Genomic DNA, 14,997 nt, shown 5'->3' on the forward strand with positions numbered 1-14,997 from the left:
GCCGTGGCCCGAAACCGTAACAGGAGTCGTGTATGCCCTCGAAAGATAATACCCCCAGCGCACCCACCCGCCGAGGAACCTCAACCAACAAGAAGAACGCCTTTTGTTCATTCTGTCGGAAGAGTTACCGCGACGTCGGACCGCTTGTTGAAGGACCAGGTGACGTTTACATCTGTTCAGAATGCATCGAGCTTTGTCAGTCGATCCTCGATCAAGAACAACGTCGACGCGGCCCAAGCAAGTCGCTGTTCGGTGAAATTCCGACACCACGAAGTATCGTTGAACACCTTGACCAATATGTCATCGGTCAAGGCAGTGCCAAACGAGTGCTGGCCGTTGCAGTTCACAATCACTACAAGCGATTGAGTAGTGGTTTTGAAGGCGGATCCGAAGTCGAGATTGAAAAGAGCAACATTCTGCTAGCCGGTCCAACCGGCAGCGGTAAAACGTTGCTCGCCCGTTCACTCGCACGAATGCTAAACGTTCCGTTTGCAATCGGCGATGCAACCACGTTGACCGAAGCCGGCTACGTTGGCGAAGACGTTGAGAACTTGTTGTTGAAACTGTTGCATGCAGCTGACTTTGACGTCGAAGCTGCCCAGCGCGGGATCCTGTACATCGACGAAGTCGACAAGATTGGCAAAACGAGTGCCAATGTTTCGATCACTCGCGACGTTTCAGGCGAAGGCGTGCAACAGAGTCTGTTGAAGATGCTCGAAGGCACGGTTGCGAACGTTCCACCGCAAGGCGGACGCAAGCATCCCGAGCAACAGTACATCCAAATGGACACCAGCAACATCCTGTTCATTGTCGGCGGTACGTTTGTCGGAATTGAAGAGATCATCCGCAAACGACTCGGCCACAAGACACTCGGGTTTGGCGGTGGCGACAGCCAGCGGAATGACCAAACCGAGTCCGAATTGTTGGCTCAAGTGCAAACCGAAGACATCCTACAATTCGGTTTGATTCCCGAATTGGTCGGACGATTGCCAGTGGTCAGCTACTTGCAACCGCTTGATGAAGAAGGTTTGGTCAACGTCATGACCCAACCGAAAAACTCGTTGATCAAACAGTACGAAGCTCTTTTCCAAATGGAAAATTGTGAACTGAAGTTCACCGACGAAGCACTTCACTATGTTGCTCGCAAAGCCATGAACAAGGGCGTCGGTGCCCGTGGTCTGCGAGGAATTTTGGAAGAAGTGATGCTGGACATCATGTACGACTTGCCCGAGCAACCCGAAGGCACGCTGTATACGATCGACGAAAATGTTGTGTCAGGAAAGAACAAGTTGTTCCAAATGCCGACTACCAAGAGCGCTTAATTCCTAAGCAATCTTAAAGAGCCACGAAACGAAAACGCCGGCGATCACGAAAGTGACGTCGGCGTTTTTTCGTTTGAATGCGATCACGCGGCCGAATCACCAGCACTGGCCAGCGGTTGTGCCTCGCACTCCATCACGACCCGAATCGATGCGAACAAGACCACTCCGTTGACCAGGTGCCACAGAAAGTGAGTTCCAACCGGCCATGCCTGACAGACCGCCATGTCGATCGTGCGACAGCACAGTGACAAACTGAAACCGGTCAGCAACGTCACCATCCAACCAGCCGCCGGAAGACGCGAGATTTGATGATAGACCGTCATCGCACCAATCAGGACATAGGTGGGCGCATAAATCATCGATCCGTTCAGCCATCGCGGTAGACCCAGCATCGCTATGTTTGCAATCAAAAATCCGATGCAGCCGACCGTCGCAGCAAGCCGATTCCAAGCTAAGAACCGCACCAGATACAGCCACAAGAAATAGACCTGGAAAACAAAGATCGGCAGGATGTCCATCACCTGTGTCGCCCGGGTGGCAAACGTATGAAACACAAAACTGCCGAATCCAACCAAGCATGCCAGGACGATCATGGCGAACACCGTTCCGGTCAGCCGTGAACTTCGCCGCGCCAATCGATACGCTAGCGCGGCGGCGACCAAAAACGAAACATTACTGAGCGCATTGAGCGGTTCGGCCCAGAGAGCGTCACTGCAACGTTCACAATAGAAATCGACGGACTCGTTCACGACGGCGTGTCTCAGACTTCTAAATCGGGAAGGTTATTTTTGTGTTTCTCGTAGAATTTTGTGATGTCGAGACCACCGCGACGTTCTTCTTCCATCAATTTGATCCGTGATTCCAGACGCTCGACCCGGCGCATCAGTGCGGGAATCAGCTCGGGCGTTTCATCGCGAGGCTTTGGCCGCGGCACTGGCGGATAACCTAGATGACGCTGCATCGCTGCGAACAGAAACAGCGGATCTTTGCGCCGGTTGCCGATCGCAATCACTCCCTCGCGCTGGCCGAACAGAAACGGGCCTTTGCCATCGGTCGGCTCGCCAGCTGCTTCCAATTGGCGGCGATACTCGTCACTAGCCAAGACCAGCAAGTCAGCAAAGTCGACTAAGCCGATTTGGGAACGTAGCTTAAGAATCCAATTCGCCCAATCCTTGTCGAATATCGGATCGCCGCTGATCGCCGTCAGCCCTTTGTCATAGTTCAACCGGTTGCGGCAGAGAACTTCGAACTGAAATAAGAACATGCCCTGCGGATTGCCCTCGGTGATTCGAAAGTTGGCTTCGGATTCTAAGATTTCGAGCGCGCCCAACATCGTGAATCGGCCGACGTCAGACTCGGCTTGCGAGACGAGGTACGACTGGAACGGCGTGAAGTAATGCTGCATTTTGTACATTGCCGGTGACATCAGCCCCGAGTGCTTCAGTTCGGTCAACAGGTAATCGATCGCCATCGGCAACTTGCATGTCGCCAACAGCTCGTAACGAGCCTGTTCGAGCAGTTCCTGCATCGGCAATTGGTCAGCCAAACGTTCGCGAAGCAGTTTGTAAAGAAACGCCTGTTCGACGTATTCGACGCGTTCAAGAGATGCAAGTGTCATGCGCAGATTGTAGCCGCTACGCGCCGGAAAAGTGCCCCTCCGAGACCCTGCGACTCCGATCGCAGGGTATACGGCGTGTCGATTGCACTGCTTGTCAGTTCACGTCCCGCAAACAGAGTCGCGGATCCACATCAGGTTGTCCGCGTTTACTCGTACTTACCGAATACCACACAGGCGTTGTGGCCGCCGAAGCCGAAGCTATTGCTCATCGCGACTTTGATGTCTTTCGACTTCGATTTGTTGGGCGTGTAGTCCAAGTCGCAAGCCGGGTCAGGCGTCTCAAGATTAATCGTCGGCGCAATCGTCGAAGTTTCGATCGACTTACACAGAATCACTGCTTCAATGCCGCCACTGGCACCTAACGAATGACCGAGCGAGCTCTTGGTGCTGCTGATCGACGTCGTGTAAGCGTGGTCGCCAAAGACGCGTTTGATCGCAGCGGTTTCGGCCTTATCGCCCAGCGGAGTGCTGGTGCCGTGTGCATTGATGTAATCAACGGCCGTCAATTCGACGCCTGCGTCGTCAATCGCTGCTTGCATGGCAGCTGCAGCACCACGCCCTTCGGCGTCGGGTGCAGTGATGTGCCCGGCATCGCTGGTGGTGCCGTAGCCGAGGACTTCGGCATAGATTTTCGCACCACGGGCTTTGGCGTGCTCGAGATCTTCGAACACCAAGATTCCGGCGCCTTCGCCCATCACGAACCCATCGCGATCTGAATCGAACGGGCGACTGGCCTTTTGCGGTTCATCGTTGCGCGACGAAAGTGCCTTCATATTTTGGAACGCAGCCAAGCCCATCCGCGTGATGGCGGCTTCGGTTCCGCCGGTGATCACCAAATCGGTTTCACCAAGTCGGATGCTTCGCAGCGCGTCACCCATCGCATTGGTAGCGCTAGCACAGGCAGTGGCCACCGCGTAGTTGGGGCCCTTCAATCCGTGCGTGATCGAGATGTTGCCGCCCGCGGCGTTGACCATCATCTTCGGAATCGTGAATGGGCTAACGCGATCAGGGCCCTTGGTTAGCATCCGTTCAATTTGAACTTCAATTTCGCCGAGCCCGCCGATCCCGGATCCCAAGATGACACCGCACTTGGTGCAGTCTGTCTTGGTGAAATCGATACCCGAGTCAGTGATTGCTTGATGTCCCGCGTGAACAGCAAACTGGGTGAACCGGTCCAACCGTTTGGCTTCGCGAGCATCGACGACATCTTCGACATTGAAATCAGGAATGTCGCCGCCAAAGTGAATCTTGTATTCGGTGGTGTCCATGATCGACAATTCATGAACGCCGCTTTCACCAGCAATCAACCGATTCCAAAACGTGCCAACATCATTTCCTAGAGGCGTTACGACGCCGACACCGGTAACCACAATGCGTCGTTGATTTGGGTTTTGCATCGCGATTGCCTTTGCCGAAGCCTTCAAGATTTGGGACGAACGAATGTCAGTAAAAAATAAATGCCGCCCCCATCATTACAAGCCGAATGGCAGCTCGAAATTCTGGGGCGGCAACGATTTTATCTTCAATAGGCAGGGTTGAATTACATCCGACCGAGCCGGAATCCGAGTTAGGCGTCGTCGCCTTTGGCAGCTTCGATGAAATCAACCGCTTCGCCGACCTTTTGGATCTTCTCGGCCGATTCGTCGGGAATGCTGATGTCGAATTCTTCTTCGAGTTCCATGACCAATTCGACCGTGTCGAGCGAGTCAGCACCGAGATCATTCACGAAAGAGGTTTCGCGAGTGATTTTGTCTTTGTCGACACCGAGTTGTTCGGAAACGATATCGATCACGCGTTCTTCAATAGTTGCCATGAGTCGTCTTTAAAGGATGGTCAGCAAGCTGAGGGAGATTTTAATGGAAAATGCGGTCAAGTTTTAGCAGTTCTGCCAGGCTGGGCATCGTTCATCGCACCAGCTAGATGCACTAGTGCCCGCGGCCTGCGGTCTCATTCGCCGAAAAGATAGGTCAAACAAGCAAAACGCGTCAATACGCAGCCGAGGCTTAGTTTCTAGCCGATCATGCCGCCGTCGACGACTAGGGTTTGGCCAGAGATGTATCCGGCGTCTTTAGATGCGAGGAAAAGCACCGCTGCAGCGACGTCTTCGGGAGTACCGACGCGTTTCGCAGGAATTCGCTTTTTCACTTCTTCCAGCACAACTTCGCCCAATTCCTGGGTCATTTCGCTGGCAATGAACCCCGGTGCAACGGCATTGCAGGTCACACCGCGGCTAACCAATTCTTTGCTCATCGTCCGTGTCATGCCGATCATGCCCGCCTTGCTGGCCGAGTAGTTGGCTTGGCCGGGGTTGCCGATCAGACCTGAAATGCTGGCCATGTTTATGATTCGGCCATATTTTTTACGTCGCATGATACCCGCCGCCGTGCGGCAGCATACAAAGCAGCTTGTCAGGTTCGTGGCGATCACGTCGTCCCATTCTTCGTCCGACATGCCACGCATCAGCTTGTCACGAGTGATACCAGCGTTGTTGACTAGGATGTCCAGTCGACCGTGAGTGTTAGCGGCACCTTCGATTGCGGCGGCGGCGGCTTTGCGATCGGTGACGTCGCACGAAACCGCTTCGGCGGTTCCGCCAGCAGCTTCGATTTCGGCAACCGTACTAGCCAGTTTGTCGGCGTTTCGGGCCAGACAGACAACCGTCGCGCCGTTCATGCCCAACGCGATGGCAACCGCTTTACCGAGACCTTGCGAAGCCCCGGTCACGACGGCGACTTGACCTTTCAGGTCGGTAGAGAGTGACAGTTCCATGGTTCTTTATTCAAAGTTGTAGAAGTAAGCCCACCAAGCCGTGGCGGGATGCAGTTAGACACAGATCACTCGGTCACCTGAACGTCAGGCCACAACCGAACTACTCGTCGCCACTATTCATCGCCGAAGCCGTCTGTGGCGATTTTACGATTGATTCGTTTCAACGTTCCGCGAAGGATGCGGCCAGTACCGATTTCGTCAAAAGCATCAATGCCATCGTCAAGCATGCGGCGAACCGACGCTTCCCAGCGAACCGGACCAACGACTTGTCGGCTCAACAGATCTCGGATCTCGTCGGCTTTCGTATGCGGTGCTGCGTCGACGTTGCTGTAGACCGGCATCGTGGTGTCCGTGATCGGCATCTCGTCCAGCGCGGCTTTCAACTTTTCCACCGCTGGCGCCATCAACGATGTATGAAAAGCACCTGCGACCGACAACGGAATCACCTTCATCGCGCCGGCTTCGGTCGCGGCAGGGATCAATCGCTCGATGGCGGTCATGTGTCCGGAGACAGCGATATTGCCGGGGCAAAGCAAGTTTGCCGGCTGCAAAACTTCACCGTCTTGGCGGCACTGGTCACACAGCTTTTCAACCGCCTCGAGATCTAGGCCCAACACGCTGGCCATCCCACTGGGCACGATATCGGCAGCCGATTGCATCGCTTCGCCGCGACGCTGGACCAATTTCAGTGCGTTTGCGAAGGAAAGTCCGCCGGCAAAACAAACTGCGGTGTATTCGCCAAGACTCAAACCGGCGGCTGCTTTCACCGCTGCGATTCGGTCGGGTTGCTGATCGCGAAGCACGGTGGCTGCGGCCATACCAACGGTGAACAACGCAGGCTGACTGAACTCAGTCGCGTTTAGTTTTTCGAGCGGCCCGTCGGTGCAAATTGCCATCAGGTCGTAGCCCAAAACCTCGGCGGCTTCGTCAAAAAGCTGACGAGCCGTCGGGAATGTTTTGCAAAGCCAGACCCCCATGCCGAGCGTCTGAGCACCCTGGCCGGGAAAGAGAATGCCAACTGAATTCATGTTGTTCGCCAAACCCAACGTAGGCCAGGACTTAGCCTGGCAGGGGGCACGTCGCCAAGACGAATCCTGGCCAACTCTAAACTAGGCTTCCCTAAATTAGGCTTCTTCATGCTCGATCACAGTTCGCCCTTGGTAATATCCACATTTGGGGCAAACCGAGTGCGTTGGGACGGCGCTGCTGCACTGTGGGCAGTAACCGACTTGGCGTTTGTTGAGTTGATCGTGGGCGCGGCGGCTGCCGGTACGAGCGTTTGAGTGTTTACGTTTTGGAACAGCCATGGCTGTGAATTCCGATTTCCAGGGTCACTACGGGTACGTGTCGAGCCGCGTAGCTTAGGAAGTTCGCAAGCCGATCGTCAACGTAGCCACGGCAACTTTTTTGGCGAATGCGACGTTTTCGTGAAAATTTGGCACGCTGGCGAGCCATTTCGTGGTCAACCAGCCGCTTTCGTTCCAACCGCTAGTCCCAAATTCACTTGGCTGGCCGCCAAAAAGGTGAACTGAATCCGCTGCAAACCGGCACCATGCATATCTGCTTGGGCCTCGTCGAGCGATCGCATCCGGCCGCCTCGCGTGCCCAAGTCGATTCGAAGCGCCTCGACGCACTCGGCCAAATTTGGTTTCGCCGGCCCGCGGAACGGATCAATCACGACGACTCTGCCGCCCGATTTCGCCGACGCAGCCGCTTTGGCCAACCACTTCTTGGCGGTTTCGCCGTCCAAACACGAAATCCGCTGGGCCACCAGAACCAAATCAAACGTATCGGCAGGAATTGCTGCATCCAGGGGATTCCCCTCGATCGTTTGGAACCGCTCGCCCAAGCCGATCGATTCGGCCGTCGCTTTGGCCGCTTCCAATGCGGCGACACCATCGACCGCGGTCACCGAAGATTCCGGATCACGGTGGGCAATCGCACAGCTCCAAACGCCCGAGCCGCAACCGAAGTCGAGAATCTTTGCCCCGGAAAACTCACCGCCTTCGCCTATGTCAAGAATTTCGGCGGCCTGCATCGCCGCGCCCGTATGAGCCCACTGGGTGGCGGCCAAGTAGTCGAACTGTTTTTGGTCATCGTGTTGGCTGCGTGGATCGCCACCGCGAACGACTTCGGCCAAACGCATCCAAGTCGCATCGCCGAGGTCTTCGTCGTACTGGCAAAGCAAATGGCCGGCCCGCGAAAGAGCGTAGTCGTCGCCGTACTTTTCAATGAATCCGATCGTCAGCAATGCGTCGATCAACAGCGACGCCGAATGAGGCGACCACTGCAGCGACTCGGTCAGTTGCTCGGCCGTCTTTTGTCCTTTGCGCAGTTCGTCGATCAAACCGACTTCGCGGCCCACGCGAAGCAGGTGAGCCGAAGCGTTGGCATGCATCAAACCATGATACTGGGCGAGCGTGCGTTCTTGAGCTGTCGACATTGAAGGATCGCCAATGAGTGGTGGGAATCGAAACCGAACCCCCGAATCGTTGTCGAAAGTAACGCCACGCTCAAGGCCACGACGCGGCAATCCTACGCCGCACGGTCCTGGCGCCGAAGCTGCTTCTTGATTCGGCGTTTCTCAGTTTTGTTCAACGAGTTCCAATCGATTGAATCCGGATCGATGTATTCGCCGTCCCCTTCGTCATCGCCTTGGCTGGACGAATGATTGCTGCCAGACGCCGTTTGATCGTCAGCATCGTTTCCGGATTCAGCATCGGCGGAATCAGCCTTCTTTCGTCCAAACCATCCGCCAAGTCCCGATCGACGTTTTGCCGGTGCGTCTTCGGCATTTTCGTCCGCCGTGCCATTGGCGTTTTCCGCAGCCGGTTCGAACTGAACTTCACCGCCAGATTCCCCAGCATCGGCATCAGCCCGTTCGGCACGCCGAGACCTTAGCCCCAAGCCGAAACGACGTTTCTTTGGCGCCGCTTCGCCGTTTTCATCAGCACTCGGCTGGTCAGCCGAGTCGATTTCGTCGCCTGAATCGGTATCGCCCGATTCGAATTTAGCCGCACGCAAACCGAACCAACGCCGTTTTGCCTTGGGCTCGTGTTGATCATCGCGATCGTCTGATTCAAATGAATCGGCGACTTCAGAAACAGATCCTGCTGGATTCGCGTCGTCGGAATCAGCCGCTGGTTTGGATCGCATTCGGCCGAACCAGCCTCGCTTGAGCTCGCCCGAGGTCGCTTCGTCATCGTCACTAGTCTCGGCTTTAGCCGCATCTCGTTCAGCCTTTCGGTTAGCAGCCGCTTGTTTCCTCTGCTCGGTTTCCTGTCGTTTCGCTTCTGCGGCTGCTGCCTTTTCTTCTTTGGCGGCCTGCCGTCGCTCGGCGCGCGTGGGTTGAATTTCCTGCGAATCCAACTCCGACTCGCCAGCATCCGATCTGGTGAAAATCTTTAGCCGCATGCGATCCAGTCGCTCGCGAAGCGACACGCTATCTTCGATTTCGCGGACTTCCCGGTACAGCATACGCAGGTATCCAGTCATCGCGATGAAGATCGATGTCGATGCGATCAGCGGTATCGATGTCACCAATGTCCATGGACCAAGCGTGTCGTCTTCCATCACATTCCACTGGGCCGCTTGTCCGATCATCAGCGCAACACAGGTGACCAACATTGACACAAACGCAGCACGCGAACGGTACATCTCGGCAATCATTCGCAAACACAGCACGGCGCCGCCAAGCCCCACCACCACTCGCAGCCAATCGCCACCGGTCAAGGCAACTCGCTTGCCAAAGGTCACGTCCAATAGCGCGCCAGTCCAATCGACCAGCCCGACCAATGCGTTGACACTGGCAATCACCAACACAATCAAAACCAAACGCCACAATCGATAGCGGCCCAAGTAATCGTCCAGCCGGTATCGACGCAGTTGGTAGGTCATCAGCGCGATGCCCGCCGACGTGGACAACATCGCCACCATGAACCAACGGCCGAAACTATCAGGAACATCCAATCGCAATGGACGGGCAATTTCGGGGTGGTAAACCAGCGCTGGCCAAGCGTTCGACGCGTAATGAGCGAGACACAACAGCAGCGTTACCGCTGTGACAACCGACGCCAAAATCGTATAGCTGCGTCGCTTGACGGGAACCAACGAAAACCATCGTCCACGAAGTCGCCGTTGTACGCGAGCTCCGTAGGCCGCCGTGGGCCGACGTGCTTCGCGCAGCCGCTCGATTTCGCGGCGACTCGCAGCGGTCGAGGCGGTTTGGTCGGACAGGTGAGTCGAATACAGAACCCGCCGGCGCCGATCGTTCGTTCGTCTTCCCATGCTCATAGCCAACGACAGTAGGAAACCTGGTCCCCAAACGTCAACGGTGAACTTAGAAGGTGGCGAGAGGTTGAGCAGCAAAGCCGTAAAGCTCAGATACCGCCTAAATCAGCACTCCGCCGATGGCGATCAAAACGATCACCAAGCCAGCGGCAAACTTACCCAGGGTGCCGAAAGTGCGTCCCCAGAATGCAGCGTGACCGATCGACCAGCTCTCTTTCCAGGCCCGACCGTCGCTCCATTCGCCATACATCGCGCCCACCATGGCTCCCATCCCGCCGAACAAGATCGCCGCCAGGACAGGACCGATCAGTGGCACAGGCACACCAATGATCGCACCGCCGATCGCACCGATCATCGAACCGATCATCGCAAACAACGTCGACCGACGGCTGGCGCCGGCCTTTTGAGCCCCCATCGCTCCAGCGGCAAACTCGACGATTTCGCCAATTAGCGCAAACACGAACGCAGCACCAACGGCCACGGGCCCAATGGCGGCTCGTCCCGATTCGGGCCCCAACCACGCGAACAGAGCCAACAATGCGACTGCCATCCAGTTTCCGGGTAGGGAAATGAGGTTCAGGCCCCAAGCAACCACACATAAAACGACCAAAACAGTCGCCAACAGAACAGTGCCGGTCGGCCCCAGCCAATCAAAGCCTATCCAGTCAAATCCGATCCACGACGTCCAATCGGTGAAGGTGTCGCCAATCGACTCGGTCCAAGTCGGAGCCACGTCAGGGGTAATCTCGTCCAGCGGAAGGCCTCGAAAGATAGGTTGAACATTGCGTGAAATGCGGGCAGACGGATGGGTAGGCTGGTACAGTCAAGCAGCACAGAAGCGAAAATCGACCGAACCTCGTTTTTGCCGAAAGAGTCAACGACCGTAGAATGATCGAGGCCAAACCCTATGGCTTCAAGTGAATCTACACTTGTTTGTGCGTCCTACCACCCGAGAAGACCGAGGGACCGAAGCAGCCATGTCACAGAGTGTGCTCGATACCAATGTGCTTGTCTTAAACCGCTTTTATATGGCGGTCCGCGTGGTGAATGTACGTCGAACCTTCACGTTACTGTACCGCCAATGTGCCGAAGTCATCGCCCAAGAAAATGGCAGCTTCCTCAGCTATGACTTTGAAAGCTGGTGCGAGCTCAGCCAATTGACGGCGATGGAAAAGCAGGCGGGCGAGGACTACATCCAAGCCGTCGGCTTCGAACTGCAAGTTCCGCGAATCGTCCGATTGACTCGGTTCGACAAAATGCCGGTGCAAACGGTGCGGTTCAATCGCAAGAATCTATTCGCGCGCGATAACCACACCTGCCAGTACTGTGGTCGCAACGAACCGATGAACAAGTTGAGCCTGGATCACGTCGTGCCGCGATCACACGGCGGCCCTACAACGTGGGAGAACATCGTTTGCTGTTGCTTGCGATGCAACTCGCGAAAGGGAGGCCGCACGCCAAAGCAAGCTCACATGAACTTGATGTCGCGCCCGACCAAACCACGCTTCAACCCACTGTTGGTCGAGTCGATCGACGACCCTCGCTACGAATGCTGGAAAACTTTTTTGCCGACCGCTGCGGCTGCTGGGTAAAATTCAGTCGGCACGAGCGTTGGCCGACGGATCCTGTATTTTGCAGATCCCGTGTAGTGCCGATCCGGTGTTTAACTTCGGTGGAGATCGATGATGAAGACTTACGCTATACCGTTTGTCGCATTGGCAATTTTGGTGTTCGCCGTTTTGATGATGCGAGACCCGGTGGCTCAAGAATTGTCGGTCGAACCGGGGGACTCTGCAGACGTGACTGAGGGCGATGGTGCTTTTCGCCAATCAGTCGAGCGGATGTTGACACGTTTGGACGACCGAATCGACCAACTTGAACAGCGTTCACACGAGATGATCGCAGCACCAGCGGCGCCGGTTCAAGACAATGACTCGATCCCAGCGTGGGGAGTCACGATGCGGCGCCAAATTCAAGAGCTGGAAAGGTCAGTCGACCGGTTGCAGTTACAAATCAACAGCACCGATCGCGACACCGACAACCTACCGCGCGAACTCGACCAACTTCGCAACAGCATCCGAGCACTGGAAACATCGGTCGGTCGTTTGCAACTGAAGTAACGCCAATCGCTCAGTTTAAATGGTCGCTTGATTCAAAATGAACGAAGCCGCACGAGACAACATCGTCTCGCGCGGCTTCGTCTTATTTTGATTGGCTTGAGATGCGTTGCAACGTAGAACGCTGCACCTCAGAGTCACTCAAACCCAGAGTCACTCAAACCCAGAGTCACTCAAACCCAGAGTCACTCAACTCAAGTGAAATTGATCCGGTAAGCGACGCAGATCAATCGTCCGCCAGTGGTTCTTTCTTTTCGGTAATGACTTCGCACTCACCCGATTCGGACTTGGTGGCATTCAATTCCATGTAGCTCTTCCATTCTTCTGGAAGGTTATCTTCATGGAAAATTGCTTCGACTGGGCATTCGGGAACGCAAGCTTCGCAGTCGATGCATTCTTCCGGATGAATGTAAAGCATCTGATCACCTTCGTAGAAACACTCCACGGGGCAGACGACGACACAGTCGGTGTATTTGCATCCTGAGCAGGGTTCAGCAACAACGTGAGTCATGATTAAGGACCTTTCTCTGCGAATTCTTATCTACGGTTGGTTAAGTTCTGTATCGACTAGCAAACCGATGGACTGAACTGAATTCGCCAATGCGAATCATCCAACCTTCGGATTTTAACGTCTAGAAAATTCTAACGCCTGTCTGGCCATTTGTAGCCCCCCGAGTCACCCTAGATTAACGAGAATTCGAGGTTGTCGGATTTAGAGACTACTCGGATCCAGGTTCGCTGGCCAAGCAAGTTTCTGATGGGGATTCTTCATTCCGCGAAAATCCGTCATCGTATCGATCGTTCGTCTCGCCTGTTCCCAGTCAATTTTGCCTCACCGGTGGCCCCTCCGTGTCGGATTCTGCTTCTCCCGTTAGTTCGTCTTTCTCCTCTGACCCGGTTGCGTTGCGTTTAAAACCGTCTCGGCAATTCCCGTTTCTGGCGCGACACCCCTGGGTTCATGCTCACGCTTTGGCCGAAGACGGACGGGATTTGGCGTGCGGCCAAGTCGTTGACGTGCTGGATCATGACGGAAACTGGGTGGCGCGAGGCATTTGCAATCCCGCAAGTCGCCTGCGGATTCGCTTATACGGTTACGACCAATCTGTCGAAATCGGCCCAGAACTTTGGAAATCGCGAATCGACGCAGCCGTTGCCCGCCGACGACTCACCGGCCCAGCCGACGCTGGCGCAGCAGAGCGGCTTTGTTTCAGCGAGTCAGACCTGTTAAGCGGCATCATCATCGACCGCTATGCCGATTGTCTGGGTGTTCAGTTCACTGCCGGCGGGCTGATGCGATGGAAAGACGAAATCCTCGATCACCTGAAAGCGTCGCTTGGATGCCGAGCGATCATGGTCCGAGTCGACCCCAAAACGGCCAAACATGAAGGGGGCGAGGCAATCGAACATTGGCACCGCGATGTCGGAATCGATGAACCGGTTGAGTATCACCAAAACGGTTTGCGTTTGGCCGTCGACCTGCGAAGCGGTCAAAAGACAGGCGGCTACTTGGACCAACGACTCAATCACTTAACGGTTGCGGGCTATTTGGCCGGTCGACGCGTTCTGGATGTTTGCTGTTATCAAGGCGGTTTCGGATTGGTGGCTGCCAAACACGGCGCCGCATCAGTGCTTGGTATCGATAGCAGTGAATCGGCACTGGAAGCAGCGCGTGCCTCGGCGGCGCGAAATCAAATTGAAACCATGGAATTTAAATCCGCAGACTGTTTCGACGAACTGAAAGAGATGGGCGAACGAGGCGATAAATTTGATGCGGTGATTTTGGACCCGCCGCGATTCGCGGGCTCGCGTCACCAAGTCGACAACGCCGTTCGTGCCTACCGACGGCTCAACGCGTCAGCCGTAGACCTACTTCCACCGGGTGGAATACTCGCCACCTGCAGTTGCAGCGGACGAGTATCGAGAAGCGACTTTTTAAACATGCTGATGGATGTTGGACGCCGTCGCCGTCGTGATATCGTCATGCTGGAAAACCGAGGCCCCGCCCCGGATCACCCGGTCGCGATCTCGTGTCCCGAAAGTGACTATTTGAAGTGTGTGATTGCCCAAGTTTGGTAAACGCCGATTTCGGTTTACGAAACGGACAGCATCAAAACCTATTCTGGTTTTGCGAAAACCCATGACTCGCCCTGCCAGCGCGTCTATACTTGTGGTCGTCCAACGATGCTCATCCTGAACCTTCTTCTTTGGAGTGCCCCATGACGGGCGTGACCCTGAAGATTTTGCACGGCGCTGATCGCGGCAAAATCTACGAAACCCTCAGCCCGCCCTTTACGGTCGGTCGCGAAGAAGGCAATGACATCCAATTGAATGATGAGCGGGTTAGCCGTTGCCATTTCAAAGTCCAACGCGATAACGATCGGTTAGTGCTGACCGACTTGGACAGCACTAACGGCACCAAGGTCAACGGCACCGAATGCCAATTGAAGATCTTGCGTCACGGAGATTTGATCGCGGTCGGACGCAGTTTGATGTTGGTCGGATCGGAATCGCAAATCGCTGCCCGATTGGCTGCGATGGGAACCGACAACCCAACACTCAGTCGCGAGATGAGTTCGTCGGAGAGTTCGATCATTGTGCAGTTGAGCCAGGACGCCAAGAGTCCGCTGCCAGCCGACGTGATCCAAATCGTTGAAGTCCCATCGATTCCCGATGGACTCTCGCCAGGACAAAAAGCACAGCTCTGTGAAATCCTGGATTATTTGCAATCACGTTTGCATCGCTTGATCGAGTCGGCTCGCACTGACGAAAACAACCAGGAAGTCGTTCTGAAACTTTCGGCTTGGCAACGCATGCTCGACGTTCAGTCGCGTTTGGCAGAGATGACGCGAAACATCGCGGACCCTGATCAGTAACACCCGAT

At 55.3% G+C, this 14,997-nt stretch carries 16 protein-coding genes; 5 read left to right on the forward strand and 11 right to left on the reverse strand.

What is annotated here, in order from left to right:
- The first annotated feature begins 32 nt into the window (after positions 1-32).
- The gene (clpX, locus tag Poly59_RS09325; protein WP_146533796.1) at positions 33-1,322 is read left to right on the forward strand and encodes an ATP-dependent Clp protease ATP-binding subunit ClpX; all 1,290 of its coding nucleotides are present in this window, start codon (positions 33-35) and stop codon (positions 1,320-1,322) included.
- 83 nt (positions 1,323-1,405) lie between these two features.
- Here the strand turns inward: clpX and Poly59_RS09330 are convergent, their stop codons facing one another.
- The 10 genes from Poly59_RS09330 to Poly59_RS09375 form a co-directional block, all read right to left on the reverse strand.
- Positions 1,406-2,071 (reverse strand): ceramidase domain-containing protein, encoded by a 666-nt coding sequence (locus tag Poly59_RS09330; protein ID WP_186776120.1) that lies wholly within the window; start codon positions 2,069-2,071, stop codon positions 1,406-1,408.
- 11 nt (positions 2,072-2,082) lie between these two features.
- Entirely contained in the window at positions 2,083-2,940 is an 858-nt protein-coding gene (locus tag Poly59_RS09335) for a hypothetical protein (protein WP_146533798.1), read from the reverse strand.
- A 146-nt stretch (positions 2,941-3,086) separates the two neighbouring features.
- Entirely contained in the window at positions 3,087-4,337 is a 1,251-nt protein-coding gene (gene fabF / locus Poly59_RS09340) for a beta-ketoacyl-ACP synthase II (protein ID WP_146533799.1), read from the reverse strand.
- 170 nt (positions 4,338-4,507) lie between these two features.
- Positions 4,508-4,753, reverse strand: coding sequence for an acyl carrier protein (gene acpP, locus Poly59_RS09345; RefSeq protein WP_145168801.1), 246 nt, complete (start codon positions 4,751-4,753; stop codon positions 4,508-4,510).
- Positions 4,754-4,950: 197 nt separating this feature from the next.
- Positions 4,951-5,709 (reverse strand): 3-oxoacyl-[acyl-carrier-protein] reductase, encoded by a 759-nt coding sequence (gene fabG / locus Poly59_RS09350; RefSeq protein WP_146533800.1) that lies wholly within the window; start codon positions 5,707-5,709, stop codon positions 4,951-4,953.
- Between the two features lie 113 nt (positions 5,710-5,822).
- Positions 5,823-6,737, reverse strand: coding sequence for an ACP S-malonyltransferase (gene fabD / locus Poly59_RS09355; protein WP_146533801.1), 915 nt, complete (start codon positions 6,735-6,737; stop codon positions 5,823-5,825).
- Between the two features lie 96 nt (positions 6,738-6,833).
- Complete coding sequence (rpmF, locus tag Poly59_RS09360; RefSeq protein WP_146533802.1) at positions 6,834-7,016, reverse strand: 50S ribosomal protein L32; 183 nt, start codon at positions 7,014-7,016, stop codon at positions 6,834-6,836.
- A 155-nt stretch (positions 7,017-7,171) separates the two neighbouring features.
- A complete protein-coding gene (locus tag Poly59_RS09365) occupies positions 7,172-8,152 on the reverse strand; it encodes a class I SAM-dependent methyltransferase (protein WP_246151514.1) in 981 nt (326 codons plus the stop codon).
- Between the two features lie 92 nt (positions 8,153-8,244).
- A complete protein-coding gene (locus Poly59_RS09370) occupies positions 8,245-9,996 on the reverse strand; it encodes an ICP22 family protein (protein WP_146533803.1) in 1,752 nt (583 codons plus the stop codon).
- Positions 9,997-10,099: 103 nt separating this feature from the next.
- Positions 10,100-10,732 (reverse strand): DUF456 domain-containing protein, encoded by a 633-nt coding sequence (locus Poly59_RS09375; RefSeq protein ID WP_246151515.1) that lies wholly within the window; start codon positions 10,730-10,732, stop codon positions 10,100-10,102.
- A 184-nt stretch (positions 10,733-10,916) separates the two neighbouring features.
- Between Poly59_RS09375 and Poly59_RS09380 the strand changes: the two genes are divergently transcribed.
- Positions 10,917-11,591 carry an HNH endonuclease gene (locus Poly59_RS09380; RefSeq protein WP_246151516.1) on the forward strand — a complete coding sequence of 225 codons (675 nt, stop codon included), beginning with the start codon at positions 10,917-10,919 and terminating at the stop codon, positions 11,589-11,591.
- 93 nt (positions 11,592-11,684) lie between these two features.
- A complete protein-coding gene (locus Poly59_RS09385) occupies positions 11,685-12,119 on the forward strand; it encodes a hypothetical protein (protein WP_222436069.1) in 435 nt (144 codons plus the stop codon).
- Positions 12,120-12,342: 223 nt separating this feature from the next.
- On the opposite strand, the gene Poly59_RS09390 is transcribed toward Poly59_RS09385, so the two are convergent.
- Positions 12,343-12,627 carry a 4Fe-4S dicluster domain-containing protein gene (locus Poly59_RS09390; RefSeq protein ID WP_146533807.1) on the reverse strand — a complete coding sequence of 95 codons (285 nt, stop codon included), beginning with the start codon at positions 12,625-12,627 and terminating at the stop codon, positions 12,343-12,345.
- A gap of 338 nt (positions 12,628-12,965) precedes the next feature.
- On the opposite strand from Poly59_RS09390, the gene Poly59_RS09395 reads away from it, so the two are divergent.
- The gene (locus Poly59_RS09395) at positions 12,966-14,192 is read left to right on the forward strand and encodes a class I SAM-dependent rRNA methyltransferase (protein ID WP_146533808.1); all 1,227 of its coding nucleotides are present in this window, start codon (positions 12,966-12,968) and stop codon (positions 14,190-14,192) included.
- A 140-nt stretch (positions 14,193-14,332) separates the two neighbouring features.
- The gene (locus tag Poly59_RS09400) at positions 14,333-14,989 is read left to right on the forward strand and encodes an FHA domain-containing protein (RefSeq protein WP_146533809.1); all 657 of its coding nucleotides are present in this window, start codon (positions 14,333-14,335) and stop codon (positions 14,987-14,989) included.
- Positions 14,990-14,997: the final 8 nt, after the last annotated feature.

It is taken from the genome of Rubripirellula reticaptiva, from assembly GCF_007860175.1.
GTDB classification, from domain to species: domain Bacteria; phylum Planctomycetota; class Planctomycetia; order Pirellulales; family Pirellulaceae; genus Rubripirellula; species Rubripirellula reticaptiva.